The organism is Acinetobacter sp. FDAARGOS_494, assembly GCF_003812225.1.
In the GTDB taxonomy this organism is placed as follows: domain Bacteria; phylum Pseudomonadota; class Gammaproteobacteria; order Pseudomonadales; family Moraxellaceae; genus Acinetobacter; species Acinetobacter baumannii.
In genome coordinates, this window is record NZ_CP033866.1 from 403,888 (window position 1) to 429,561 (window position 25,674).

Below are 25,674 nucleotides of genomic sequence, written 5' to 3' on the forward strand. Positions count from 1 at the left end.
TTAAAATCTAATAATTATTTTTCATTTTTATGAATTTCTCTAAATAAACGCACTATTTAGTCGCTATCTAAGCAGTTAATAAGACCACATATAGTAGATCTCACATTACTCAGCAAAAAATAAATTTTACTATTCATGTTCTTTTTCATTCACTTTTTTTATACAGGCCAAACTTGCTTTTATTATTAAAAAAAACTAAAAACTATATGCATAAATTTTTGTTATAAATAAACAAACCAAAAGTTATGTTTACAAAAAACTTAAAAGCATTCAAGGATTTGAATAATGAAATATGACTTTGAACAATCGGATAAAGCTTTTTTCGGCCATCCTAAACCATTACAAACGCTATTTTTTACAGAGCTTTGGGAAAGATTTTCTTATTATGGAATCCGACCCTTACTCGTTCTTTATATGATTGCGATGGTCAATGACGGCGGTCTAGCACTTGATCGACCAACTGCCGCAGCGATTGTTGGATTATTTGCAGGCTCCATGTATTTAATGACCGTTTTTGGGGGATGGGTTGCTGATAACTGGTTAGGCCAAGCACGTGCTGTCTGGTACGGTTCAATTATTATTGCCTTAGGTCACTTATCAATTGCCCTTACATCTGTATTTGATCAATCTTTCTTTTACTTAGGTTTAGTACTGATTGTTTTAGGTACCGGATTATTTAAAACATGTATTTCCGTGATCGTGGGAACACTATATAAAGCCAATGATGCAAGACGTGATGCAGGTTTTTCCATTTTCTATATGGGAATTAACATGGGGTCATTTATTGCCCCACTTATTACAGGGCTTTTGGCGAAAGACCATGGCTGGCATTTAGGCTTTGGTATTGGTGGCATTGGGATGTTAATTGCTTTATTAATTTTCCGTTTTATGGCAATGCCTCAGCTCCAAACATTTAATGAGCTACGCCAAGAAGCCAATAGCTGTAGCAAACCTGTTGTAGAAAATAAAAATGCGCCTAAAATTGTATTTAGCTTTTTATTCGCAGTTGCAGTCGTTATTGCGCTAACCTTCCTCGGTATCATTCACATCAATCCCGTCGCTGTCGCAACCTATTTAACCGTAGGTATTAGCATTGGGATTATTGCTTATTTTGCATATTTACTACTTTTCCTGAATTTAGAGCAACATGAAAAATTTAAAATAATTATTTGCTTCGTTTTATTAGCAGCCTCTGCCCTATTTTGGTCAGCTTTCGAACAAAAACCCACGACTTTTACTTTATTTGCGCAAGATTATACGGACCGTATTGTTTTCGGATTTGAAATCCCAACTGTATGGTTTGAATCAATCAATGCTCTTTTTATTATTATCTTTGCTCCAGTTGCAGCTTGGCTATGGGCGAAGCTAGGTAAAGCGAATAAAGATCCAAGCTATATCAGCAAATTTATTATTGCGTTGTTATTCGCAGCAGGTGGCTTTTTACTTATGTCTCTAGCCAGTCATTTTGCTATTCATGGCGGAGTAGTTTCACCATTTTGGTTAGTCGGTACTTTATTTCTTCTTACCATAGGTGAACTTTGCTTAAGCCCAATTGGCTTATCAACCATGACCAAACTTGCACCTGATGTCATACGTAGTCAAATTATGGGTTTATGGTTTACAGGTACAGCTCTTGGCAACCTTATGGCAGGTTTAATTGGCGGGCAAGTCTCGGCAGATGGTATTAATCATTTACCTAGCCTATTTATGCGCTGTGTATTAGCCTTGGTTATTGGCGCAATCGTGTTATTTTTATTAAAGAAACCAATGAATAAATTAATGGACAAAAGTACCAACAAAGTTCAACCTGATTTGGAAACGATATGAACGACTTAACTGTTCCAGAAAAACTAGCGAAACTTCGTGAACTCATGACCAATCAAAGTATTGATGCTTTGGTTGTCATGAGTGCAGACCCCCATATGTCTGAATATTTACCAGACTATTGGAAAGCAAGGCAGTGGTTAAGCGGTTTTAGTGGCTCTGTTGGCACTTTAGTTGTGACCCAAAACTTTGCAGGACTCTGGGCCGATGGGCGCTATTGGGTACAAGCCGAACAGCAACTCGCTGGAACTGGCTTTCAGTTACAAAAACTGACCAGTGATGAATCTTCTACCCATCTCGCATGGATTGAGAAAAATCTACCGGCGGGTTCGGTTATTTCAGTAAATGGGCAAACACTTTCAATCCAACAATTTAAAGCGTTGGAAAATACAGCAAAGCAACTTGGCTTTAAGCTTGAAACACAGCAAGATTTAATTGGTTTGATCTGGTTAAACCGCCCTGAACTTCCTTTAGAGCAGATTCATTTAATGCCTGAAGGATTAAATGCCCTATCTCGTAAAGAAAAAATTCAGGCAATACGCGAAACGTTAAAAACTAAAGCGATTGAAGGACATTTCATTTCATCTTTAGATGATATTGCATGGGTCTTAAATGCACGTGGACAAGATGTAGAATATAACCCTGTATTTCTTTCGCATTTATATATCAGTGCTCAACAGGCTGTTTTATTCATTGATAGTAACAAAGTTGATTTAACCACCCAACAGGCTTTTAAAGCTGATGGCATTGAGATTCGTGACTATCAAGATTCAGCTCAGTTTTTAGCAAATATTTCTAATGCATCTGTGCTGTTAGATCCCGCCAAAGTATCGATTTATCATGAGCAAGCTATCGCAAAAGATATTCAGGTTGTCTACGACATCAACCCAAGTACACTTTTTAAATCGCGTAAGCATGAAAGTGAAATAGCTCATATCCGTCATGCCATGGTGAAAGATGGTGTTGCCCTTTGCCATTTCTTCCACTGGTTAGAAAAAGCATTTCATCAAAGTCAACGCATTTCAGAACTCACCATTGATGAGAAAATTACGGCTTTCCGTGCTCAACAAGAGGGTTTTATAGGCCCAAGCTTTTCAACGATTGCCGGCTTTAATGCCAATGGTGCTCTACCTCACTACCGTGCAACTGAAGAACATTACTCATTCATTGAAGGCGATGGGCTATTACTGATTGATTCTGGTGGACAATACGTAGACGGCACTACCGACATTACCCGTGTTGTTCCTGTAGGAACACCAACAGAGCAACAAAAACGTGACTATACTCTGGTTTTAAAATGTCATATTGCTTTGGCAAAAACGATTTATCCGGAAGGTTTAGCCGCTCCTCTACTCGATTCAATTTGTCGCCATACTTTATGGCAACATGGTTTAGATTATCGCCACGGCACAGGTCACGGCGTAGGCTTTGCGCTTAACGTACATGAAGGGCCGCAAGTGCTTTCTTATTACGCACCTATTCATGCCTATAGTAAGTTGCGTGAAGGTATGATTCTTTCCAACGAGCCGGGCTTATACCATGAGGGACAATACGGTATTCGTATTGAAAATCTGGTTGCAAACAGACTTCACTCAGGGTTTGAGAAAACCTACGGCGATTTCTTAGAATTTGAAACGCTGACACTTTGCCCGATTCATTTAGATTGTATCGTCGTTGACATGCTAACGGATGAAGAGAAAGACTGGTTAAATAGTTATCATCAAACTGTTCAAGAAAGACTGGCTGAACATTTATCTGGCGATGTTTTAGATTGGTTGATTTATAACACACGTAAGATTTAATCTTCTTGTATGACCAAGGCAGAATAGTTTTTTTATTTACAATAGAAGCTTATTCTGCCTTAATTGTAGTTATCTATAATTTCAAAAAGCCTCACCTCTTAAAGCCCTTTTTTCTGCAAATTTCTAGCGAATGAAATAGTTAAACTGGTTACTTCTTTTTTTGCTATATTAGCCCATTAGAAAACGGCTTCTTATTTTTCAAACCTAAAAAGCCTTTTCTGTAAACAGGTATCAATATGGGTAACTTTTTAGTCACTTATTAAATATATTTTAATTATCATGAGGTTAAGTTCATCATGCTTCTAATGATCGAAAAGAAGTATTGAACAAATCTAAAAAAATCTAGCAAAATTTTGAAAATCACAAATTATTGAAATTTATTAAAATTACAAATCTAGGCAAATCTAAGCAAACTATGCAAAATCACCAATCTTGAGTATCATTTTGAGTATGACCCTAAAAATCATAACCGGATACTCAAGATTTCATGTTAAGTGACTCAAAAATTAGAAGTGCAAAACCGAAAGAAAAGCTTTATAGGCTTGGTGATTCCGATGGTTTGTGTGTTGAAATAAAACCTAATGGCAAGAAGTATTGGCGCTATCGTTTTCAATGGCTCAAAAAAACACAAATGATGAGCTTAGGTGAATACCCTATTGTGGGATTAGCTGAAGCCCGTACTAAAAGAGATGAAGCTAAATCTTTAGTTGCAAGCGGTATAAATCCAGTTGAAGAAAAAGAAAACCAAAAAAAGGCTAAATCTGATGAGTATGACAATAGGGTTCTCTTTAAACATGTTGCTGCAGAATATAAAGCAGAAAAATTAAATAATCGTTCAGAAAGGTATCAAGAAGCTTTTCAACGCGCCTTAGATAAAGATATTTTAAAAGTTATTGGTGATAAGGATATTAAAGAAGTCACCTCAGCAGACGTTTTGACTATCATGAAAAAGACGATTGCACGAGTTAAGCGTCAAAAAAACCATGGTACTGGCGAAGTGTCAGCAATTCAAAATCGTACTTTTATTGGCGGCGTAATGCGTTATGCAATCGCCACACTTAGAGCCGACTATGATCCAACCTATGCCGTTAAAAACGTTGTAGAACGTCCCGAAATAGAACATGCCAGACCCATGGAAAAATATGAGGCTGTGCAACTTAGAAATAAATTAAATAGCTATGGTGGATCTACTACAGTTAAAAATGCTGGCCTTGTAATGCTCTACTCTATGCTCAGGACTATCGAGATCCGCCGCATGAAATGGGAATATGTTGATTTTGAAGCTAGAACAATTACATTCCCAAAAGAGATGATGAAAAAGAAACGTATTCATATCGTTCCTATGTCTGACCAAGTTTTTAATATTCTTCAAGAACAGCGCAACATTGTAGGTAATCGTGAATATGTTTTTCCAGCCATCTATCAAGATGGGATGCTCTCCGCTACTACAATGAATAAAATGCTCGATTACATTGGCTTGTCTGATGTCACTGCTCATGACTTTCGTGCCACTGCATCAACCTTGTTAAATGAAAAGGATTACGATGACAAATGGATTGAAAAACAATTAGCGCATGCAGATGGTAATAAAACTAGGGCCACATATAACCATGCCAAATATTTAGAAAGCAGGCGAAAAATGCTACAGGACTGGGCTAATATTGTGGATAGCTGGGCGGTTTAACCGCCTTGCTTCTTCTGAAAATTCCACCAGACTTTTTTATAATAAACTTCGTCACGCAAGAAATTAATTTTTAATTCGTTGCCATTGAGGTCATAAATTTTAGTGACCTCTCCTTTCTTATCTAGATCTGCTAATAGATCTGCAACGCGAGAATATGCATGATAATGAATTTTGATTAACTGTGAAGACATAACAATAATTCAAAGTAATTTTAATAATGATACATCAATCCATCGTTCAAGTAAGTTAAGTGTATTGCGCAAATTTATGCTCATATTTGCTTAATATTGATATTTTTGCGCAAAATTATTCTCAGAAGAAAAAGGCTATTTTAATTACTCTTCTATTTTTTGATACAAAATGCCAATCAAACATAAATGTTATTTTTTCTCTAGTTACTATTTTTCAATAACTTAAATTAATATCGAGAAGTTGGCCAAATACTGCAGCTGCTTTGGCCAACCTTAGGTAGTTGGTACAAAATGTCAATTAACAACACACTGTACGCAAATGCTGACTCTAATATTATTTTTGATCGTATGGGCTGTGCAGCCCGATAATAGAATACACAGCACAGTAATAATCGAAGCAAACTTAGTTCGCTTACTGTGAAAGATTTTCATGCTAGCCGATCCGGTTAGCAATCCAGCCATAGAAAAACTGTTCCTGCTTTGGATTACGCTCACAGATTTCAATGTAGCGTTGCCCTTGCATAATATTGAGCACTCGCACCAGAACCTTCTCACCTTCTTTCCCACGTTTTGACAAGTATGTTTTAAGGGCACCTAGCGTTGCTGAGCCATAAACACCATCAACCTCTAAATCTGCATATCCAGCTTTACCTTGGTTATTAAGCAAGTTCAAAGCTCGTTGTAAAAGAGGTTTTGCAAATCCGGTACCGCAGTTCACACCAGTATCTAAAAGCTCTTCAGCTACAGCAGAAGAAACAGCATTTACTTGGTCAAATCGCGGAGCTGTCCAATACTGCTTCTTGTAAATCGCTTTAGCCACATCAAGCGGTAAATCTCGCATATTGCCTTTGAATCCATTTGCTCGAGCAACTGCTTCAGTAATTCCATACTTAGTTGCACCGCCCCGATCAGCTGGGTTATTTACATACCCGCCTTCACGCTTAATTAATTCATCAAGATATTTTTCAATATTCATTTCGGTTTCCTTCAGATATAAAAAAACCGCCCGAAGGCGGTATTAACTGTTTTCAATGTCTTTTCTGGCATTCTTAAACTCTTTGATCACTTCAACGATCGTTTTACCTTCCTGTTTATCTATAAAATTAAAAATCCAACGGACTAAAGCCCAACCGGGTAAACCACAAACAAAGAAGAACCCACCTAGAGCAATCATCCCCCATACATCAGTAACCCATTCATGAAGTCCCCACTTCACAATAATGAATGAGCCGCCAGCCAAACTTGATACAACCGTACAGATCAAACCAACTGCCCACTCTTGTGGTGAGCGTGGCATACGAGTCATTAATACAACTGCTGCAACCAAGCCGACTGCTAAAGTCACCATGATTGCAACCCCATATAATTTTAAAAGTGCTGTAAAACCGCTAGTGGAAACTGGTTCCATAAATTTCTCCAGATATTTCAGACAATAAAAAAGCACCCGAATTGGGTGCTCAAAGTTTTTTTAAAGTTTAAAGGGTTTGTAAGATTTTCCCTCCGTTAATCAATTGAGTTGTTAGCGGTGCCACCCCAACAATTGCAGGTCCACCCGGCCCCGGCTGACCTTCAGTTGTGCCATGGTATTGCCAATTCCATGTTCCATCATTGGTGGACTTGGTACCACGTTCGCCCCAGTTTCCGCCATCGCCTGATAATGGAGATCCATAACGGTCATTTTGGGTTCGATAACCTTTACCGGGTACCGAAGCTTCAGCATCAGTGATTTTCATAACCAATAAATAACTCTCCAGATAGAGGCGATAATCTTGTGAGTCATTTGAAATCGGCTGTCCAGTCATGACCCGACCAAATGGTGCTCCAGCACCACCGGGAATTCCCTGAACCCCATAAGATGATCCAGTGTAAATACCACTTGGTGTTGCTCCACCACCTGAGCCGCCTCGAGCTAACGTCCCTCCATCGATAATCAGGTTTAGTTTGCTGTGCCGGTTCAACAAACCGGGTGCTCCCTGAAACCCATCACGGCGGGTTTTGGTAAAATTGAAGTCAGAATCTTTTTCCCAATCTCCGTAAGCTAGATGTGGCAACCCGCCATCTCCACCACGTCCAACAACAGCACCTTTAATAGTCAAATTTACCACGAGATCAGGTGGGAACTCACCAGTATCAATAGCAGGTAATTCTGATGCAGCTGGAACGATATACTCTCGTTTTGCAGGACTAGACTTATAGTCGAATTTATAGACAAATCTGGTTTCCGGTCGATAAGAACTTGAACTTGAAACCAGTGCACCTGCTTCAACTACAAAACTGATTTCTCCAGTCGTTGGCAAATCCCCTCTTTGCATTTGATACAAACGAGCCAGATTTATATCTAGCTGGTCATATCGAATGTAAATCGGTGAATCATCTACCGGCACGTCAATAAAGTCCTTGTCATTGAGGTAATAACGTTCATCGTAATTAATTGCAGTAATGGTATTAGAGAACTGGTCAGCCGGTTCTCTTTTTGCAACCAGATAAGGCAGTGAGCCTTTGGTATCGTCATTAACCACCGTATAGATAGTATTCACAAAATCATCAGGACTTAGCTTTAATGCACCGTTCGGTAATCGGCCTAAAACTACCTTGTTCTTGGCAGATCCTGCGGTAACAGGAATAAGGTCCACGGTACCATCCCCCATTTGCAAATAAATCACATAACTCTTGCCTGCAATAAAATCTACATCATGGCTTAAAGTCAGGATTAAACCCTCTTGCTGCACCACCTCACCGCTTTGATGAATACCATTGCGATAATCCGCTACAGCAATCCGGTCACGTAAAACCAGTAATTCTGATTCTGGTGCCGCATCAAAGGTAATGGATTTACGTTGAAACCGAAGCTTATTCCAGAGCCGGTAAGCATTGAAATGAGCTTGCCACTTGTTCCGTACACCAACAGACTTCACTTCTTTGGGGTTCTTTGCTCCTTTGTCTGGCAAATAGATATTGATACGGCTATCGTCGGTCGGATCCGTGTATTCATAGATCAGTCCATCGTAGTCATCCATCACACCAAAGGTCAGATCATGCTTGTAACTATCTGGAATGATATTCCTGAAGTTAAACAGCATTACCGAGTTATCAGTTGGCCGTTCAAAATAAAGCTTGAGCTTGTTGTTTTGTCGATAAGCGGTACAAAACACTGCATCACAAAGATTGGTGACCAGCTCTTCAAAAGACAGGTTTGTATCATCAATTGTGGTGCAGAACTCAGCCGCTAGTGGTGTTCCAAAATAATCAACTACATCGTTATAAGTTCGGTAGATATTTTCCAGATCTATTTCGTCGATCGTACGGCGACCAATCTTGTCATCCAGTGCCATTGAAACCAGTGCATCAGCAAAGCTTGATGTTGGGAATAGCTCTGTCGTCATTGCGCCGTTTTTATAAGTCGGCAACATCCGCTGAAGATCAAAATTGATCTTGCGTGATTTAACAGATAAAGCTCCAGTGGTTGCATAAGTACGCGCACGAAAAACCGTTTCATGCTCATACACTGTGCTTTGTAAAGGATAAGCACCGTAAAGCGCCTGCCACTTTACTTCATCTACTACCGTTGTAACCGCCGGTGTTGGTGTTAAACGGCGTGCGCGGACACTACAGCGACCTTGAAATGTCACCATATCCAGCGTTGCACCAACTGTCTGACGTGACTTTGCTGAACCCTTTAGGATGATCTGCTTCAGCATTGGATTGCCAATGGCTGCACCAGATTCATTAACCGGGGTTACTTCAACTTCAATCGTGACGTTTACAGCTCCCTGATTTCCACCTGAAGAAACTGTGTAAAGTCCATTGGTGGCCACAAAATTACACAGCACCCGACTTCGTTCGACATTGTCCAGAATGAATGGACCAATCCATTTTTCACCTATTGAACTGATCTTTGGTGACAAAGCTGCAGTTTGTTGGTTATTTAACTCTTTAAGCTTTAACCAGTTAGCATTAACGGCCGCCGGATTTGATAACGTCATTCGATCATCAGCTACCGATAGAACGCTGTAAGTGCCGTTTAAATCATAAGTCTGGCCGTTAAACGTGAATGAGGCATTGGTGATTTCTACGCGGTCATTACTTACAAACTTAGTGGTTAAATCCGTATTGTTTGCAGATGCCCGAAGGATCTCGTTTGGATATGCAAAATGAAGATAGTTCGTACCTTCTAAAGACTGTGTATCTGCTGGACGGAGAACTTGGCCATTAACAGAAGTTTGATGCTGAACCGTTAGTGGCGGCGTGGTAATTTCGGTACCAAGCGAAAAATATGGCTCACCTGAAACAATATCTACACCTGGTCGAAAGACTTCTACCGATGCGCCGGCAATATCAACAATGTTGGTTTCACCATCATATGCACCGTTAATTTTATAGTGACCACGACCAATACAACCAACAACATGCTCTACTTCGACATTGTTTTCATATACCTTGTAAGGCACAGTAATCAGATCAGGGGTATCGTGAGCGGCACCATAAATATCTGCGATACGACCATTTACGCGAGTTTTATTTTCACGGTTTGATAATTCGTTATTTGCAGACGAGGATTGATTGTTATTCTGGTTGGTTTGGGTAATTGAGGGCACAGGCATTAATAATGCAACAGCCACACCCATAACTATAGAAGCAACCGCTATCCAAGCTAGAGTTATGGGGTCTATACCCTTGGGATTCTCAATTACAATGAAAGTGCCTGGCAAGAAATCGAGCTGCTTTAATTCATATGCATTCTTCGGTGTGACTTCATTCGCAAATGAAATTTCCGCATGATCCATATTGCTTATGGTATGAAAAATACGGACATGCTCAGGCATATGGTCATATTTTGAAGTAAGCCATTGACCCAAAGTTTCGGCGTGTTCAATTGTTTTGTCTTCGGATAAAGGGTCTTGTTTATAAATAATCTTAATCATAGAAACTCACACGATTAAATCCAAATGCTTGAACGACTTGAATTGGCATCCATGAAACGCCTGATTCCTGCAAATGCAAAATACGCCCCAAACGAAAAAGCCCCACATGTGGGGGGTTGTTTCGGTATCTCGAGTGAAAGGCGACTATGCAGCCTTCCTTGGGCATGGGCAGTGGATTTAAAAGTTTTAACCTTGATGGTAGAAATACCTTTTCTTTAATAGGCTTCATAAAAAATTCAAGTGCTTCCGCCCGGTCTATTCCATATAGATCCAATGCAGCTTCATGAGCAAAATGAACACAGTTGTAGTTTTCCTCGTCATATTGTCTATCAAGCAAATGATCATGACTTTTCATATAGCCCCCTTGAGACCAGTAAAGCGGTCTAGTGCAAAGATATCTCCAGTTTTAGCGGTATTTAATCGTGGAGATTCAGCTTTGAACGTCACAGCTTTATGGTTCATTGAAACACCGGCGAGTTGTAAGCCAAGCAGATAATGCATCGGTGTATTTAAATTATCTGAACTATAAAGCCGATAATTAACTGTTGGTTTTACATCCGGAAATTGACCTTCTATTACCCGTTCAAACTCATCCGGCAAAATGTCACCAAGTCCAGAAATTGAAACGGTCAAAGTTTGGTCCAAATCACCGAGCATTCCGGATCTTTGAATTGTCATTGGTAGGTATTCGTAAAATACTTGCCCCGCGCCTTCATTGTGCTGAACATACACTCCACGGTCATCATTACGTACCACCCGGTAAGTATTCATAAAAGAAGGGTGTGATAGTTCAATACATTCCAGTTGATAAACATCTACTTTTCGATTGAAAAAGAATTTGGCATATTCGTTATCCATTAGACCTCCCAATCTTTGATAAGTGCCTGATCAGCGATAAGGTTAGGCTGGTTTTGAACAACTTCGAGCTGTGCATTTACCCGGTAAAGGTTGCCATTCACTTCATTGGTCTTGAACGAGTTGGGAATGAAGTTACATAAATATTGCTGACGTGTTCCCTGATCAATCACCAAGTCTGCATAGAATGAAGCTGGCTTATTCTGATAGATCCGCCAGAAAGCCATCATTTTATTGAAATCTGTTTTACTTAAGTTCCAGTTCACATCAACAATGTGGCTGTTACGTTTCACATCGATGTAATAGCGACCACGACCGCCATCCATCTGCTGACGTTTCACATCATCACCCGGTGTTACGCCATAGCCGCTGGTCTGAGGATTTAGCTTTAACTTGTACATAACTTTCCTTTAGTCAATAAAAAACCGACCTCATAATGGGTCGGTATAAAAGTATCTTTAACAACTAAAGTCTTGATATTTCTTCAGATATCTGACTAGATTCATGTAAAATATAGTTTATTAATTTATTTGAAATCGTTAGGTGAAGATGATAGTCAGCTGTTGTTCTAAACCTCTTTAATTTTTGTATTCGATTTTTGATTTCAGCAGCTCTTTTCTGAATCATTACAGACGTTGAACCCGCAGGGTAACCACTAAGTCTGCTATAGACTTTTTCATGAGCTCCACATTTTGTGTTTGTTACTGGCCATAATAGTCGTTGTTCTAAATGATGCCGGACTTCATAAAAAGCATGGTAATAAGCACGCCCTATAATATTCCTTTTGTGGCATTCATCATATTTTGTGGAATTACCTAATAGCTCATAACAGTAATTTAGAGTATCTGTAGTAGCCATTTTTCAATCCACGCCCACTTCATAAGGAATAATAAAATATGAAAGTTTATTCAGTTCATCAATTAAGCCCTCATCATAGCATTTACTAAATATTTCTGAATTCATGGCATCAATCTCATCAAAACTTCTATCGACATAAAGCAATATCAAAAATTCATCATCAATAAAACTATATTCATATTTTCGGCACCTAACATTCCTAGAGTTAAAGCATTTAAAAAGAATTGAACCGATATGTTTCAAGACACTAGAATCAATTTCTAGTTTATTTTTAATTTCAAAAAGCTGAATAAATTCATTAAAGTCTTCCTTTTTCAATCTTTTATAATAATTTAAATCATCATTTAAAATTCCGTCTAGAAAATAAGTTATAGGTTTGAAGTCTATAGGAATAAAACTTTCTAAGGGTAAATTTTGTTTACTACACAAACTAATAATTTTATCAATATTTTCATTAGCGCCAGAAAAATCTACTGAGCTAAGAAAAACAAAATAAAGATTCGATAAAATCGATACACTATTGCTAATTTTCAGTACTTCTCGAGCGTATTGATGCGCAAGAACAGGATTATCAAAATACATTTCAATAATACTATTGCTTAATAAAAACCAATCTAATGGCTCAGTTTCTTTAATATCATTAAGCAACCGTTTACATCTAAAATACTGAAATTCACTTATCGATCCAGTAGGAACAGCAGAGTTAATAATATCGGTTACTTCTGATGACTTAGTTTTAGGAACTGGAGGAAGCATAAGAATATTCACCAATTTTTTGAAATTTTGTCCTAATTTATTTAAAAAAGCTACCTCTAAAGGTAGCTTTTAAATTAACGATTCCGTCTTGCTGTCGTATTCTCAGTCAAAGACCGACTAATGGTTGAGTTTGGATTTGCGATTTGATCACTTACAAGCTTAGGTACCGTTCTTGGAAGCTGCTTATCCAATTCATCTTTAACAATGATCCGGACAGTTTGCTCATCCAGTTGTTCGGCTTCAACTGTCGCACCACTCACCTGATTAATCACTTCAATTTTAAAATTGATTGTCGGTGAAGCAGGCTCAATTGAAGGCATAATTTCAGCTTGAGGGCGTGAAGTACGTCCTAAAGTAAAATCCTGAACATCATCCAGATTTGAACGATCCTGAACTAAACCATTAGATGAGAAGTAGACCTTGCCATCATGGAATAAGTCGGAATTTGCCGAAGACGCTAACTTAGGTGTGTCTCTATTACCTTTATAGATAATCTGAGTATCTTGAACCGGTTGATTAAAGATGTCAGCTTGCTTTTGGCTTTCTATAAAGGCACTAGAGCTCATCATTGCACGGCGCATGACACTATCAGCTGAGGCATTGTTATTGAGAAAAGCTTCAGGGTTTGCACTCTTACGCATATTTTCAACTAACCCAACACCACCCCAACGGCGAATATCCTCTTGCGACCAGACCACCTCTCCTTTATGGACAATACCGGCAGGTTCATATTTTCCACCTGATCCAGTAAAACCGCCATCTGAGAATCCAGCTATTGTTTGCCCAGCAATCAAACCGACGTTAGCCATACCCATGCCAAGCACAAGATTGGCTGCTGTCGATTTGCTAATTACATCCAAATACCATGGACTTGCTAAAATCTGGTTATACGCTTGTAATGCACTAATTGTGGCTGAACTAATTGCAAATGCTTGTTGAGCTATATACATCCCCTTATATAAGCCAGATTGCTCGCCTGCAGCATTCTTAACAATTCCAGTCATATTCGACCAATAACTATCAAGCTGACTTGTTAAACTCCCAAGTTGCATTAATTGATTTTCATAATCGGACTTTCGAGCGTCAACGGCTTTAAGATAATACTCATCCTCCATTTGCTGTCTTGCTTCTTTGAATACGCGCTGCGCCTCCAATCGTTCCTGATAACTTGCTTTTTCAGACTCCAAAACAGCCGCAAGATTATCTTTCAACTTTTGATAAGTTTGAGCGTAATCTTCATCCAATACTTGCATATTGGTTTGCTTGGGCTTGGTGTAGTTTGTCGATTTAAGAAACTGACTAGAGGTATCATACTGATCAATTGTTGGATTCCCCACACCATTACGAATAAAATCAGCCTGAAATGCACTCATCTTCCTTCTACGCTCTTCAAGATCAGTGATTTTTGATATTTCATCATACTCAAGCGCATAACGTTTTTTGATACGCTCCATTTCTCCCAGCATGAATTGCTCAGCCTGAAACAACCGCTGTTCCTGAGCAAGTTTTAGTAATCCTAACTCTTGCTGCTTTTGCAATTCCAGGCCATCTAAAGCAACCTTTCTTTGATCTTCAGAGAGTTTGCCTTCAGCAACTAATCGCAAAGAATTGATTTCATATGTGTACTCAAGCTTTTGCTTCTCAGTCCACTTATAACCATTTACTTCAAAATCAAATTGCTTCTGAGCTAACTTATCTTCAGCATCATAACGCTCATTAATTTTTGGGATTAAATTTGATTGACCTAAAATGGTTGCTTTGTTGATTTCCTCCTCACGTTTTTTGCTTCTAGCAACTGTTTCTGAATCATATGTTGCTTGGAGCTGCTTAATTTCCTCAAGAGTTTTTGCACGTGCCTTATATGCTTCATCTTCGAATTTCGAAAGATCACTAATTGCTTTTGAGGCTGCTTCGGGGTTATCCCCTAAAATTTTACTAAGCTGATTATAGTAAGAGTCTTGTTTGGCTAAATGCTGTGAAGCTTTAGCTTTGCCAAGCTTTTTCCCGTCATAGTCCCAGCCAACAAAATTTTTGGCAACAATTCTCTCTAAACTTCGATAGTCTAAATCGTCATTAAGAAGAGCTGCTTTAGATTTACTATAACTTTTATCGGTCATCGCCTCTTGCACAGCATGTTTAGCCATTGCATCCAATGCATCTTGAGTTTGCTGGATTTTACCGTTTTTATCCAAGACTCCTTGCCCTTGTAAAGACTGCATTAACTTAGTTGAGCGACTTTTTTGCCATGATAAAAATCCTGTGTTGGTATAACCATTATTGGCATCTTTGTGACTACCAAACATTGCCTCATTTCTAAAATCAGTCTCTCGTCCAACTTGAGCTGTCATTACACGAGCTTGTTTATCGCCTAAGCCTGCATTACGGAAGGATTGGTAAACCCGAAGCATATTTCTCACTCGCTCATTATTCCCCGCAAGTAGAACAGCTTGTTTGGCAGACTCTTTGGTTTGTTTTTCAACCTCTTTTGTTTGCTTTCTGGTAGACTCAGAAATACTTTCTTGTAAGTCCTTGGCTTCCTTCTGCTTCTTATACCAAGCCTCAAAAATTGCAGCTTCCTGACTAGTTAAACTTCTAGTCATCGGAATTTTATTGTCGGTATAAAACTCTGATGCCGCACGCGCCTTATCAAGACCCTTTTCGCCACCACCAAATGCCTTAGTGTTTTTTATAAGAAAATCATTTTTCAGATTATCTTTGTTGGCATTGTCTCGTAATTTATTTAGCTTTTCTTGTGCAGCGACTTGGTTATTTAATTCATTTGTTTCTCCTTGTTGAGCACCAAGTACAGTTTGATGTTGTTTTAGGTACTCATTACGCAAGTCGTTTTGTTTCTTCAGCTCAGCATTAGCCTGATTTAACGCAATTTTAGACTGATCCGTTTTAATGGCATATTCTTGCAATTTCTTAATGTTATCAACCGGAACTTTGGCGGTACTGTTGAACTTACTCACAGCATCAGTTGCTGAAATTTGATTTAAAGAATATGCCTGAATTACCTTATTCAACGATTTAACTTGTTCTTCACTACCACCATTTAACCGAATGAATTCCAATTGTGCTCGTAATGAATCAAGCATTTGTGTTTTCATGTCAGTGAAATTTTGAGTAGCGACTTTTGTTAAGTTGGTTTGAATAGTTAATTGCTTAATTGATTCGGCCGTTACCTCAACATGTTGTCCAGAAGTAGCATTTAAGAGTTTTAGAGCAGTATTACCCTGCTCAATCTTATTTTTTGATTCTGCTACTGCACTAGAGAACTCAATAAGTTTATCAATTTGAGTCTGACTAAAACGACCAGATGAAATCATCTTTTTTAAGAGATCACCTGCATCGCTTGCACCTGTAGCAATAGACTTAATGGCATTTTGATAATCTTCATAATCACTGCCAGATAATTTAAATAATTCCTTTTGGATATAAGCAAAACGTTTGATAGCTCCACTAGCATCATCAATTGCATCATTTTGCTGCTCAATCTCTTTGCGTAACCGCACACCCTCTGTTAATGCTTGCACAGTATTTAACTTTATGTACTTATCTGTTAAATCACTAACCGAGTCAGATTGTGTTGCAAGAGACTCTTTGACTTCATCCGAACTGCTGCTTAGTAAATAGAAAGATGCGGCTGTTGCTGCAATTGCTAAACCCATTGGGCTAAAAATCGCCATAAGCGCTGACTTTGCCAAAGCTAAACGACTTGTAGCAACAGATTGCGCTGTTAAGGCTGCTGATAATCTTGCAGATGATGCTGATTGAGCTGTTTCTGCGGCAGCAACCTCTAACGCAACTTGAGCTTGTAATCGTCCTAGCTGAGCCATTCGTGTGATGGTAGCCGTGCGACCTTGTTCAGTGATTTGGGCTTTTAAACGAACTTTTTCGAGTTCTATTTCTGCCATGATCTGAGCATGAGTAGCTTTGATGTTCGTTAGTGTCACCTGCGTACTTTGTGCTTCGGCAAGCGCAGATTCCACTTCAGCTTTTGCTGCTGCAATATTTGCATTACGTTCAGCAATTGTGGCAAACACTTGTTTGGTTGATGCAGCAATACTCGCTTGTACAGCAACCGTTTTTGTTAAAACGGCTTTTGTCATTAAGCCAATACCTATGGCAAATGCACTGTCTGCAATTAAATTCAAATTATTTGCTAGTAACTGAATCGATCCTGATAAAGCCTGTGCTGCTCCGCTTCCTTTACCAGCCTCACCTACAAATTTAGTAATTTCATTATTAAGTAAAGTTAAAGATTGACCAATTGTAATGTCAGTTTTAGCAAAAAGAGCATCAACTTCATCTTGGACATTTTTAAGTGCTTTAACGATTTCCTGTGAAGTGATTTTTCCTTCAGCTGCTACTGAACGTAATTCACCTACTGTAATACCCATACCTTTAGCAATAGCCTTTGCTAGTGCTGGGGTTTGCTCCATAACGGAGTTAAGTTCTTCACCACGTAATGTGCCGCTTGCTAAAGCCTGCCCAAATTGGACTAAAGCTGCATCCGCCGCTTCTGCGCTTGCTCCACTAATAGCCACTGCTTTTGACACTGTTTCAGTCAAACGAGCAGTATCGTCCATGGTTAAATTCAGTGTTTTAGCATTGTCACTAAAACGTTGGTACACCTGTAAAACAGAATCCCAAGCTGAATAGGTTTTTTGAGCAATTCGGAAAGTGTCTTCCGTTGCTTTATTTAGTTCAACTTGATTATTAGTGACCAGCTTAAGGCGGTTTTGTAGTCCAGTATATGTATCCATCTTTGAAATAGCAGAACTTACTGTTACTAGCCCAGCCATATACCCAGCTAGTGCACGAGTTGCTACAGACATCCTGTCCATAGATTTTGAGGCGAAATCCCCTTTTTTAGTGATGCTATCCAATTCAACAGATAAGTCTTGTGCAGTGCGTTTCGCACGTTCCGAATCAATAACAATTACTAAGCGAGCTTCTTGAGCCATTTGACTTTCCTCTAGGCAATAAAAAACCGCCATAAACGGCGGCAATAAATCGAGACTTAATTAGGCAATACTTTTTGACTTTTCCAAGATCCATGAAGTTATTTCAGCCCCTAGATCTCCATACATTAATAATTGATAAGCTGATTTTGGCGAATAACGCGTTTCTTTTTCACCAGCTATTCCTGTTTTTGAAAGTTCAATATTTTCCCAATCCTGTATAAGATGATTTGCGATAATTTTTGCAAACTCTTGAGCTGATCGCATGGCACTCATTCTAAAAATACTTTTTTTGGTACAAAGCATTTTATAGGCCTTATCAAATTCAGGATCAGAAAAAGGCTTAATCCTGAAACATCCAAAAGCTTGATCATTTTTCTTAAAAACAAACCATTTAGATTTATCTATCATATTTACTTCCAAAATTTCGGCAATAAAAAAGGGCTGGATTTAAAATCCACCCCCATAGGTTTTACTGGTTTCATGATTTAGCTCATTATTCAAATAAGCGTTGCAACGGCTTGCCCTTTCGGATTTCAAATCTAATAGGGTTAAATTCAAACCAGCTTTAGTTGTGGTGATAACTCGTTTTCCAGTTTATTCAACTCATTTTCGAATACTGGCTTATCATCCTGCCAATAGCGCATATTGCGTGCTGAACAGCTCACCTGTTCTTTTCTAGTTTTATATTCGAGACACATTTGATTGTATCTAGCCCACTTGGATTGAAAAGTTTGAGTGAGCTGCTGCGCCATCCAATTAAAGGCCTCAATGAATTGCTCTTTGATCAAATCTGCCTTTTCACCAGTAAAACCCATAACCAAAAACATCCAGCCATCTTTAGTCATACGATAAAACTTTCGTGGCTTACCGTTCTGTAACTCATTGTTTTCATAGCAAAGCTCAAAATTGAGTTTTCTAAAACTTTCAGAACAGCGTAATTTTTCAATGTCCCTAATAACATTCTTATGCAATTTATCAAACGCTTCTGCCACGGCGTAACTGGTAGTTTTAACTTCGCCGTTTTCCTGTGTAACAACAGCTCTTAAGTTTAATACTGACATCATATTCATAATATGAACTCCGACTGCTCATAATAAAAAGACACTGGCGGGAAGAAGTATGAACAGTCAAAACGACCATCTTCCTTTCGGGAGCTACCCTAGCCAGTGGTAAAGCAAAATTGTGCTGCACCTAAAAAACATCAATTTTTTTGCTCTATAACTTCTCAGGCACTAAAAAAGCCGACTTTGTTAAGGTCGGCTTCGCTAAAAAAATAGTAAATCTTGTCAAGGGGGATGAAAAGATTCACAAGGTGTATGGTGTCAACAGAGAATGGATGAATAATCGGCAACAAAAAACCCACTCGATGAGTGGGTTTTGTTAAGTTGATTTTATTAGTGACGAATCAGACTACCAACCACCAGAAATTCGCAAAGCACCAGCTAGCATTCCCGCTTCCATCAATGGATGAAACCAACGGTCGCTATAATGTTGATTGCCTGTTGTATAGCTTATAGTTTTTAAGTCATCACTAATGATTTTTCTATTAAGAGGTCCTCTTAAATCCATTGCCCGAGTAAGTTTTAGAACTGCAATATTAGTTTTAAAAGCATATTCAGCTAAGTGGTGTCCTTGCTCGTTATCAAGCATATGTACTGCTCGATAGATTCGACTGGTAACAAAGTTTTGGGTAATAATTGCATCAATCAGGCTCTTGAGGAGTTTGAATTGATCTTCATCAAACAATGAACCTTGCCCTTTCTTCTCTGCGCTACTGTACATAGCAATCAAATGATGAACATACTCAACCGCTACAGGAATCATGTCATATGGGATTTCATCAATATGATTTGTCCCAAAACGTTGATTAATAATTTTCCATGCATCACTCGAATTTAGGTGTTTAGTCTTAGCCACAAGTAAAGCATGAGCATCATGTAATGGTGTGCGTTCAGATTTATGGGTTTTGGCTAAAATTTCCTTTCGAACAAAATAGCAATCTTCCAGTTGCTCAAATACTTCCCATGCTTGATCTGTATCGAGCATCTTGGCATGGCGTGCTGCACCACGTTCTGTCCAAAGAATTAGGGACCGAACCTTATTTGAAATTGTTGGGGAGTTTGCAAGTAGTTTTAAACTACTCACAAAATCTTTTAATTCTTGACCAACAATTTTAAAAAAATGCTTACCCTCAATAAATCGTTGTTTATTTTCATTATGATTCTGACGGATACGCACTGACTCAGTACCATAAAAACCTGCAAGCATTTCAGTCGTTACAACTGGAATAGATTTGAAATTTATAACAGATACTTGCGTATTATTTATTTGTGTTAAACTAACCATATCTGATTTCCTCTTAGAGATTAGATAGAGCCCCTTGTTTGATGTGAGAGTCGCAAGGGGTTTCTTTTAATGACACTATTATCTTGCCATTGAAATCAGTATTCCATAGTGTTATTATCTTGTCAAATACATTTTTAGGTTAACACAAAATGGCAGATCCAAAGACTGGCAGAATTGTCTCGCAAGATGACTGGAAGCGAACTCAAGTGCGTATGCCACAAGAACTTTATGATGATTTAACTAATTATGCCGAGAATAAAAATATTTCCTTAAACACAGCAATGATTACATTGATGACTAAAGGCTTAGAGCCAACTAAACATTTTGATTTGGTCAGAGAATCAGCAACTATTACCGATGATGTAATTGAAAAAATAGCCAACAAGATTGTTGATCGCATGAAAAAAGCACCCTAGGGTGCTTTTTTAACGTGAATATTTGAGTCTTTATTTTTCAATCTACCACTTGTCATTGTCAATACTTGCATTTAGAGTTTTTTCAAAATCACTAGATAACGCATCAAATCTACCAAGCATTAGCTTATAAGTAATAGGATCATCAATTGGTGTGTTTCCAAATTTTGCATAACCATAATTATTGAATTTGAGACGCGCTCTTTTATCCTTCAGATCTATTGCCAAATTAAAAGATATTTTGGCTTGTGAGTACCCATTACATTGCATTTTGCTAACTGTTAAATCGCACAAAGGAGAAGCAATACCTCTAATTATTAATTGACCTTCTTCTAAGCTTTGATACTGTATTACATCTTGAGCCGAATTAAAGTTATTAGCTATCCACTTTTTTGATTGATTGAAGAGCTGTTTTTTGTCGCTATTCAAATTTTCAAAAATCTTAACATACTCAGCTGTGTATATAGTTCTGGCTTGAACTTGACAGCTTACTATTAGAAAATAACTTAAAAAAGCAGCAAATATAACTTTTTTCATAAACGCACCGTTATTAAATCTAAGTCAATTCAACAAAATGATTGCTAAATGTCATGTGTCTTAAAAAGCACCCTAGGGTGCTTTTTTACGATAGTAACCAAATAAACCCAATTAACAATATTGCGCCAACCACCACTCCTATTATCCATTCGGATGCTGGATAACCAAGGAGCAAATTATTATCTTTTTGCGGTTCAATAACTTTAGTGGGATACTTAGACTCAGGGTAGCTTGGTTTGATTGATTTAACTGGCCTATTGCTCAATGGTGGAGGAACACCTATATGCTCTTTACTGCGAGCAGTAGATTTTTGCTTCAAAAAGTTATCATTTACCTTTTTTATTTCCTGTTCACTCAAATTTCTCTCTTTTGGGACTACCTCTTCATCATCATTAGGAGACAGAGGGAAGTAAATTTCAACAAAATCTCGAACAGAGATATAGTCACTATTGGGTAGGGCTTTAAGTAACGATAAAAATTTTTTAAACGGCTGTTTTTTATAGGCTCGATTGTAATAAGCCTCTAATTTTTTCTCTAATGTAATAATTGGTCGATTAGCTGTATAAGCCGCCTTATAAGTGTAAGATATACTGCTTAAAGCATTCTTATGCTTGCCCTCTAGTCTTAAGACATTTGCCATATCTTCATGTGGTGAGGAGTCTATAACCAGTGTTTCTGTTTTAGAAAAACCCATCCTACTAGCATGCTTTAAATAGTAATCTTTTTGATGGTTTAAATGTTTCCATGCATCGTCAAAACGCCTTTCTTTAATAGCAATCTGTGCGAGTTTCTTGCTATTAGCGGCATGCCCCAGATAGTCATCCAATATCATATCTATTCAGCCAATCACATTTAATATTCTGTTTAGTCAAGTTAATTCTCTCGAACAACTATTACTTTGTGTTTAGCTTATCTTTGCATGCTGGTGAAGCGAATTTAAGCCCATTGTCCCTTATCATTTTATATCCTCCTCCAAGCGCATAATTAAGCTCAAGAGATGTTGGAGTGAAATTACTTATTTTCCAGTAAGTCCCATCCTGAGAATAGAGTCTATCATTTAATAATTTTACAGACATTACCCTAGCTGTACCTAGGTGGTCTTGGCAAATTACACCCGTCCCATCACTTTCTAGTATTAAAGTCCCAACCAACCGATCAAATTGACCAGTCCAATAACCTGAATTACTAACAGGTGTTGGATGAATATCAAAAAAATTAGCTGTTGTCGCACAACCGGCCATCCCAAAAACCAAACTCAATAAAACAATCTTTTTCATATCAACCACTACAATGTAATACTTAATAAAGTAAGAGCACTCATGGTATGAGTGCTCTTGTTAATTACCAATCGGCATTAATTTTTTGTTGAGTTTTAATCTTTTCAGCCATTTGATCGGATGATTTATTTAATTCATCCATAATTATTTTAGCTGATGGATAGTCTTCAGTAATAGGTCTATTAGTTTCATTATATCGAACTCCACTAATTACCTGCGCTGGTTTATAGTGAGTAAGATTATCGTAACTCACTTTCATTTTCCCATCTTTTGTATCTACACGCACTGTGAAATCCACTCGATCACCAGCCGTAACAGTCATACAATCAGCAAACCCAGAACAACGGTATGGCATATTACCTTTGCCAATAATTGAACCCGTAGTCTTATCCTCATACTGAATTACTGCATTTGCCGAGCGAAAAGCTGTAGCAAACCATTGACGTGCGCCATCATAAATTTGCCCTTGCTTTAATCCATCTATTTGATAAACCTTTTCAAATTTTACAGGTTCTGATGGTTGCTGAGGTGTGGTAGCACACCCAACTAATCCCAAACTCAATAAACCCGCAGCCAATATTTTTTTCATGAATTTTCACCATTTGTTATAAGTTGTTTTAACTTTAACAAATAGGTTAATAAATGTCACATTAAGAAAAACCACCCGAAGGTGGTTTTTTAAATCAGGCTATGCATGTAAAAGTTTTTCAGCACCAGCAGCCAAGAAAGCCGATCGAGTAGTATATCTCTTACCTTTACCTACATTCTCATCAATTTTACGAATCAAACGGCTTGGTAAAGTAACATTGATTTTTTCTGGTTTACCCAGATAACGACTAACATCAACTTCGGTAACCGCCCAGATCATTCCTTTATATTCAGGATCATCGACAAATTTAACTAGTTCGGAAGCTAATGGGATTTCCTCACCATCTTCAGCCAATATTTCTAAATGGCCTGAAATAGCTTCTTTAACATTCTCAATAGCTTCTTCAAGTGTGTCACCAGCACTAAAACAACCTGGAATATCAGGAACAGTGACACCAAATGCCTCAGTATCTGATCCTCGTTCAATTGCAATTGGATATAACATCTCAACACTCCATGCCCTTGGCATAAACATATCGCCCACTGCGTTATGATTAGTTGTAAGGGATATAGTATTTAAAGTCGGGAAACAGCGGGTCAATTTAGACCCGCTTGTTTCAAAATGCTTTTAACAGTTCCGTTTGGTAAATCCTTTTTAGGATGTGGGATTGTAACTAACCCCTTTTTGGTTGGGTGTTTAAAGTGATGATGACTTCCTGAAACCCTAACCTCATACCAACCATCTGCTTCAATCATTTTGATTAAATCCAGACTTTTCACACCAATCCCTTATTAACTTGATGAGATAATAATAACCCTAGAGTTATTATATGTAAATAACTCTAGGGTTACTTTTTTGAGGACTTGGAATTTATTTTTTTATGGGCTTCATCTAAAAACAAGTTATCCAATGCAAAAATACAGTCATTAAAAATATGAGCAGCCACTGGCAAATCATTATGCTCTGCATAGACATTGATTGCCTGCTGATCTAAAGATAACGGGATACCCTGCTCATATCGTCGGGATCTGGCAATAGTACTAAAAGCCGAAAGAATGGAATCAGCCGCATAAGAATATTCTGGCGGATCCGGAATGTGGCCACCTAAGAACTTGATTTGTTCGATTTCGTGCGGCGTTTTTGACGTATAGGTCTTTTGGTACTTATAGAGCTCGATGACTTTCCCAGAATTAAAGCCTTGTCCTTGTCTGCGTCTTCCTGAATCTTCTGGGCCTGTTCTTTAATAAATAGCCAGATCGAAATACCAATATCACCAAGATTAAGAAGCTTTGAGGCATTCTCAGGTGTATATGGCTTTTCAGACTCAATAGTTTTACCATCCACTACTTCGGCAAATACCACACCTTTCCAGTCTTCGATTAAGTGGGCCGCGCATGCATCCATTAAAAGCTCGTGGTAAAGCTTGGCATCTTCATCTTTGACCATCACATCATAGCCTTTAGACGAGATCTGGTTTCCTGCCCGTTCAATAGCTACCTGAAAAGGCTTATAAGCGATACCACGGACTTTGAACTCAGCCTGTACATCGCCATCAGCACCCTTGTATTCACACCATTTTGATACGTCTGAGCTTTTAATAATTCCGACTTTTAAAGCCATAACAACCTCTAATTTTTAGAAATAAAAAAGCCCATGGGTTTCCATAGGCTTTGTTACTGAATAAGTTGATTACACAAGAGCACGTACAATCGTTGGACTGGTACGCACTTGGGCAAAATTGATATCTATTGTAATAATGTCATCGCCACCACCATCAGGGTGATTTGCTTCCTTAACTTCAAGTTGCGGGAAGTTAAACGAGTACTTACTGCCTTTGGTATCTGTAATATCGAAGGTCAATGTAAATACATCACGGGTTTTAATAGCATCAATCCAAGAAGCAGATGTTGCTGAAAACATGAAATTAGCATTTACGCCAATATCCATCATTTTCTCTAAGTAAAACTCAGGCGTGTACTTACCAGAACCGATACAACGGATCGCTTCCAGATTATTACTAAAGTTGATGGTAAGTGTCTGCAGACAAGCTTTACCCTGAATTGATTGACCATTAATAAGTAGCTTTTCAACATTTGGCATACTCACCAGAGGGCGAGTCGATGCTGGAATAGGATTTGTAACAGGATTAACCTGCTGTCGCGTAAATGAGCTACCTACTAAACCAAAGTTACCAGTGATTTTGCCTGTGGTCTGGATCGTCATTTCACCTGTATTCACTTGAATACCACGATAAATAAAGACTTGACCAATATCTTCAAAGACTTTTACCAAGGTAAGAGACTTACGTACTCCACCACCAAAACTTAAAGCATTTGCAGCCCAGTTATTGAAAGCGAGAACATTTAAGAATAAGTCAAAGGTACCTAGTGATAATTCAAACTCTAGTTGACCAGTTACTTCGGCTTCCGTTACAACAGCGCCTTGGCGAAAACGTGAATCAACTACTTCACTGCTATCTTCAGTAGTAACATTTTCAGTCAAACTATCAGTAACACGGCGAACGGTGTACCAGACTGGATTTGCAGGAGTTGTTCCTAAAACTGCTTCCTCACAAGCATATAATCGAATTTTTGCGCCTGAACTCATTTATGGTTCTCCAAAATTTAGGCAATAAAAAACCCGCTGTTTA

At 38.3% G+C, this 25,674-nt stretch carries 25 protein-coding genes; 4 read left to right on the forward strand and 21 right to left on the reverse strand.

Going from position 1 to position 25,674, the window contains the following annotated elements; translation table 11 throughout:
- The first annotated feature begins 285 nt into the window (after window positions 1-285).
- The 3 genes from EG365_RS02030 to EG365_RS02040 all read left to right on the forward strand — a co-directional run bounded on the left by EG365_RS02030 (window position 286) and on the right by EG365_RS02040 (window position 5,310).
- The gene (locus tag EG365_RS02030; protein WP_000872622.1) at window positions 286-1,827 is read left to right on the forward strand and encodes a peptide MFS transporter; all 1,542 of its coding nucleotides are present in this window, start codon (window positions 286-288) and stop codon (window positions 1,825-1,827) included.
- A complete protein-coding gene (locus tag EG365_RS02035) occupies window positions 1,824-3,626 on the forward strand; it encodes an aminopeptidase P family protein (protein ID WP_000999148.1) in 1,803 nt (600 codons plus the stop codon). The genes EG365_RS02030 and EG365_RS02035 overlap by 4 nt, the downstream gene beginning before the upstream one ends.
- Before the next feature lie 487 nt (window positions 3,627-4,113).
- Complete coding sequence (locus EG365_RS02040) at window positions 4,114-5,310, forward strand: tyrosine-type recombinase/integrase (RefSeq protein ID WP_000947611.1); 1,197 nt, start codon at window positions 4,114-4,116, stop codon at window positions 5,308-5,310.
- On the opposite strand, the gene EG365_RS02045 is transcribed toward EG365_RS02040, so the two are convergent.
- The 13 genes from EG365_RS02045 to EG365_RS02105 all read right to left on the reverse strand — a co-directional run bounded on the left by EG365_RS02045 (window position 5,307) and on the right by EG365_RS02105 (window position 20,208).
- Complete coding sequence (locus tag EG365_RS02045; protein WP_000098297.1) at window positions 5,307-5,501, reverse strand: hypothetical protein; 195 nt, start codon at window positions 5,499-5,501, stop codon at window positions 5,307-5,309. The two genes, EG365_RS02040 and EG365_RS02045, sit on opposite strands and share 4 nt — an antisense overlap.
- 433 nt (window positions 5,502-5,934) lie before the next feature.
- Window positions 5,935-6,477, reverse strand: a complete 543-nt coding sequence (locus tag EG365_RS02050; RefSeq protein ID WP_001019389.1) for a glycoside hydrolase family 108 protein — start codon at window positions 6,475-6,477, stop codon at window positions 5,935-5,937.
- A gap of 42 nt (window positions 6,478-6,519) precedes the next feature.
- Window positions 6,520-6,909: a hypothetical protein gene (locus EG365_RS02055; protein WP_000433912.1), complete on the reverse strand. Its 390-nt coding sequence runs from the start codon at window positions 6,907-6,909 to the stop codon at window positions 6,520-6,522.
- Window positions 6,910-6,976: 67 nt separating this feature from the next.
- The gene (locus EG365_RS02060; RefSeq protein WP_000590481.1) at window positions 6,977-10,423 is read right to left on the reverse strand and encodes a host specificity factor TipJ family phage tail protein; all 3,447 of its coding nucleotides are present in this window, start codon (window positions 10,421-10,423) and stop codon (window positions 6,977-6,979) included.
- Window positions 10,416-10,778: a hypothetical protein gene (locus EG365_RS02065; RefSeq protein WP_000835167.1), complete on the reverse strand. Its 363-nt coding sequence runs from the start codon at window positions 10,776-10,778 to the stop codon at window positions 10,416-10,418. Before EG365_RS02065 ends, EG365_RS02060 begins: the two co-directional genes overlap by 8 nt.
- Entirely contained in the window at window positions 10,775-11,281 is a 507-nt protein-coding gene (locus tag EG365_RS02070) for a DUF1833 family protein (protein ID WP_000368389.1), read from the reverse strand. Before EG365_RS02070 ends, EG365_RS02065 begins: the two co-directional genes overlap by 4 nt.
- Window positions 11,281-11,679, reverse strand: a complete 399-nt coding sequence (locus tag EG365_RS02075) for a hypothetical protein (protein WP_000277440.1) — start codon at window positions 11,677-11,679, stop codon at window positions 11,281-11,283. Before EG365_RS02075 ends, EG365_RS02070 begins: the two co-directional genes overlap by 1 nt.
- Before the next feature lie 64 nt (window positions 11,680-11,743).
- The gene (locus EG365_RS02080; protein WP_000246070.1) at window positions 11,744-12,136 is read right to left on the reverse strand and encodes a hypothetical protein; all 393 of its coding nucleotides are present in this window, start codon (window positions 12,134-12,136) and stop codon (window positions 11,744-11,746) included.
- Between the two features lie 3 nt (window positions 12,137-12,139).
- Entirely contained in the window at window positions 12,140-12,892 is a 753-nt protein-coding gene (locus tag EG365_RS02085) for a hypothetical protein (protein ID WP_000937386.1), read from the reverse strand.
- 74 nt (window positions 12,893-12,966) lie between these two features.
- Window positions 12,967-17,862, reverse strand: coding sequence for a tape measure protein (locus EG365_RS02090; RefSeq protein WP_000046183.1), 4,896 nt, complete (start codon window positions 17,860-17,862; stop codon window positions 12,967-12,969).
- 60 nt (window positions 17,863-17,922) lie between these two features.
- Complete coding sequence (locus EG365_RS02095) at window positions 17,923-18,270, reverse strand: hypothetical protein (RefSeq protein WP_000566029.1); 348 nt, start codon at window positions 18,268-18,270, stop codon at window positions 17,923-17,925.
- A 146-nt stretch (window positions 18,271-18,416) separates the two neighbouring features.
- On the reverse strand, window positions 18,417-18,932 hold the full coding sequence (locus tag EG365_RS02100) for a Rha family transcriptional regulator (RefSeq protein WP_001056868.1): 516 nt from the start codon (window positions 18,930-18,932) through the stop codon (window positions 18,417-18,419).
- A 340-nt stretch (window positions 18,933-19,272) separates the two neighbouring features.
- Window positions 19,273-20,208, reverse strand: a complete 936-nt coding sequence (locus EG365_RS02105; RefSeq protein ID WP_000254125.1) for an ORF6N domain-containing protein — start codon at window positions 20,206-20,208, stop codon at window positions 19,273-19,275.
- Between the two features lie 149 nt (window positions 20,209-20,357).
- Here EG365_RS02105 and EG365_RS02110 point away from each other — a divergent pair, with 149 nt between their 5' ends.
- Window positions 20,358-20,624, forward strand: a complete 267-nt coding sequence (locus EG365_RS02110) for a hypothetical protein (protein WP_000774879.1) — start codon at window positions 20,358-20,360, stop codon at window positions 20,622-20,624.
- Between the two features lie 42 nt (window positions 20,625-20,666).
- Here the strand turns inward: EG365_RS02110 and EG365_RS02115 are convergent, their stop codons facing one another.
- From EG365_RS02115 to EG365_RS02155, 8 genes are all read right to left on the reverse strand, one after another.
- Complete coding sequence (locus EG365_RS02115; protein ID WP_000755583.1) at window positions 20,667-21,158, reverse strand: DUF4468 domain-containing protein; 492 nt, start codon at window positions 21,156-21,158, stop codon at window positions 20,667-20,669.
- 85 nt (window positions 21,159-21,243) lie between these two features.
- A complete protein-coding gene (locus EG365_RS02120) occupies window positions 21,244-21,990 on the reverse strand; it encodes a hypothetical protein (RefSeq protein WP_000599537.1) in 747 nt (248 codons plus the stop codon).
- Between the two features lie 61 nt (window positions 21,991-22,051).
- On the reverse strand, window positions 22,052-22,435 hold the full coding sequence (locus EG365_RS02125) for a J517_1871 family lipoprotein (RefSeq protein WP_000725052.1): 384 nt from the start codon (window positions 22,433-22,435) through the stop codon (window positions 22,052-22,054).
- 64 nt (window positions 22,436-22,499) lie between these two features.
- Window positions 22,500-23,024, reverse strand: a complete 525-nt coding sequence (locus EG365_RS02130) for a DUF4468 domain-containing protein (RefSeq protein ID WP_000721574.1) — start codon at window positions 23,022-23,024, stop codon at window positions 22,500-22,502.
- A gap of 99 nt (window positions 23,025-23,123) precedes the next feature.
- On the reverse strand, window positions 23,124-23,528 hold the full coding sequence (locus EG365_RS02135) for a type II toxin-antitoxin system HicB family antitoxin (RefSeq protein WP_000966688.1): 405 nt from the start codon (window positions 23,526-23,528) through the stop codon (window positions 23,124-23,126).
- Between the two features lie 92 nt (window positions 23,529-23,620).
- Window positions 23,621-23,803, reverse strand: a complete 183-nt coding sequence (locus EG365_RS02140) for a type II toxin-antitoxin system HicA family toxin (protein WP_000838146.1) — start codon at window positions 23,801-23,803, stop codon at window positions 23,621-23,623.
- 325 nt (window positions 23,804-24,128) lie between these two features.
- Entirely contained in the window at window positions 24,129-24,644 is a 516-nt protein-coding gene (locus tag EG365_RS02150; protein WP_062939314.1) for a hypothetical protein, read from the reverse strand.
- Window positions 24,645-24,713: 69 nt separating this feature from the next.
- A complete protein-coding gene (locus EG365_RS02155; RefSeq protein WP_000094278.1) occupies window positions 24,714-25,631 on the reverse strand; it encodes a phage tail tube protein in 918 nt (305 codons plus the stop codon).
- Window positions 25,632-25,674: the final 43 nt, after the last annotated feature.

What these genes read in the sequence shown, in the direction of transcription:
- EG365_RS02150 (WP_062939314.1), bottom strand. Translation starts at nt 24,644, where the DNA reads ATGGCTTTAAAAGTCGGAATTATTAAAAGCTCAGACGTATCAAAATGG.
- EG365_RS02050 (WP_001019389.1), bottom strand. Translation starts at nt 6,477, where the DNA reads ATGAATATTGAAAAATATCTTGATGAATTAATTAAGCGTGAAGGCGGG.
- EG365_RS02110 (WP_000774879.1), top strand. Translation starts at nt 20,358, where the DNA reads ATGGCAGATCCAAAGACTGGCAGAATTGTCTCGCAAGATGACTGGAAG.
- EG365_RS02130 (WP_000721574.1), bottom strand. Translation starts at nt 23,024, where the DNA reads ATGAAAAAAATATTGGCTGCGGGTTTATTGAGTTTGGGATTAGTTGGG.
- EG365_RS02070 (WP_000368389.1), bottom strand. Translation starts at nt 11,281, where the DNA reads ATGGATAACGAATATGCCAAATTCTTTTTCAATCGAAAAGTAGATGTT.
- EG365_RS02120 (WP_000599537.1), bottom strand. Translation starts at nt 21,990, where the DNA reads ATGATATTGGATGACTATCTGGGGCATGCCGCTAATAGCAAGAAACTC.
- EG365_RS02060 (WP_000590481.1), bottom strand. Translation starts at nt 10,423, where the DNA reads ATGATTAAGATTATTTATAAACAAGACCCTTTATCCGAAGACAAAACA.
- EG365_RS02125 (WP_000725052.1), bottom strand. Translation starts at nt 22,435, where the DNA reads ATGAAAAAGATTGTTTTATTGAGTTTGGTTTTTGGGATGGCCGGTTGT.
- EG365_RS02085 (WP_000937386.1), bottom strand. Translation starts at nt 12,892, where the DNA reads ATGCTTCCTCCAGTTCCTAAAACTAAGTCATCAGAAGTAACCGATATT.
- EG365_RS02100 (WP_001056868.1), bottom strand. Translation starts at nt 18,932, where the DNA reads ATGAATATGATGTCAGTATTAAACTTAAGAGCTGTTGTTACACAGGAA.
- EG365_RS02095 (WP_000566029.1), bottom strand. Translation starts at nt 18,270, where the DNA reads ATGATAGATAAATCTAAATGGTTTGTTTTTAAGAAAAATGATCAAGCT.
- EG365_RS02075 (WP_000277440.1), bottom strand. Translation starts at nt 11,679, where the DNA reads ATGTACAAGTTAAAGCTAAATCCTCAGACCAGCGGCTATGGCGTAACA.
- EG365_RS02155 (WP_000094278.1), bottom strand. Translation starts at nt 25,631, where the DNA reads ATGAGTTCAGGCGCAAAAATTCGATTATATGCTTGTGAGGAAGCAGTT.
- EG365_RS02105 (WP_000254125.1), bottom strand. Translation starts at nt 20,208, where the DNA reads ATGGTTAGTTTAACACAAATAAATAATACGCAAGTATCTGTTATAAAT.
- EG365_RS02115 (WP_000755583.1), bottom strand. Translation starts at nt 21,158, where the DNA reads ATGAAAAAAGTTATATTTGCTGCTTTTTTAAGTTATTTTCTAATAGTA.
- EG365_RS02065 (WP_000835167.1), bottom strand. Translation starts at nt 10,778, where the DNA reads ATGAAAAGTCATGATCATTTGCTTGATAGACAATATGACGAGGAAAAC.
- EG365_RS02055 (WP_000433912.1), bottom strand. Translation starts at nt 6,909, where the DNA reads ATGGAACCAGTTTCCACTAGCGGTTTTACAGCACTTTTAAAATTATAT.
- EG365_RS02035 (WP_000999148.1), top strand. Translation starts at nt 1,824, where the DNA reads ATGAACGACTTAACTGTTCCAGAAAAACTAGCGAAACTTCGTGAACTC.
- EG365_RS02135 (WP_000966688.1), bottom strand. Translation starts at nt 23,528, where the DNA reads ATGTTATATCCAATTGCAATTGAACGAGGATCAGATACTGAGGCATTT.
- EG365_RS02080 (WP_000246070.1), bottom strand. Translation starts at nt 12,136, where the DNA reads ATGGCTACTACAGATACTCTAAATTACTGTTATGAGCTATTAGGTAAT.
- EG365_RS02030 (WP_000872622.1), top strand. Translation starts at nt 286, where the DNA reads ATGAAATATGACTTTGAACAATCGGATAAAGCTTTTTTCGGCCATCCT.
- EG365_RS02045 (WP_000098297.1), bottom strand. Translation starts at nt 5,501, where the DNA reads ATGTCTTCACAGTTAATCAAAATTCATTATCATGCATATTCTCGCGTT.
- EG365_RS02040 (WP_000947611.1), top strand. Translation starts at nt 4,114, where the DNA reads ATGTTAAGTGACTCAAAAATTAGAAGTGCAAAACCGAAAGAAAAGCTT.
- EG365_RS02090 (WP_000046183.1), bottom strand. Translation starts at nt 17,862, where the DNA reads ATGGCTCAAGAAGCTCGCTTAGTAATTGTTATTGATTCGGAACGTGCG.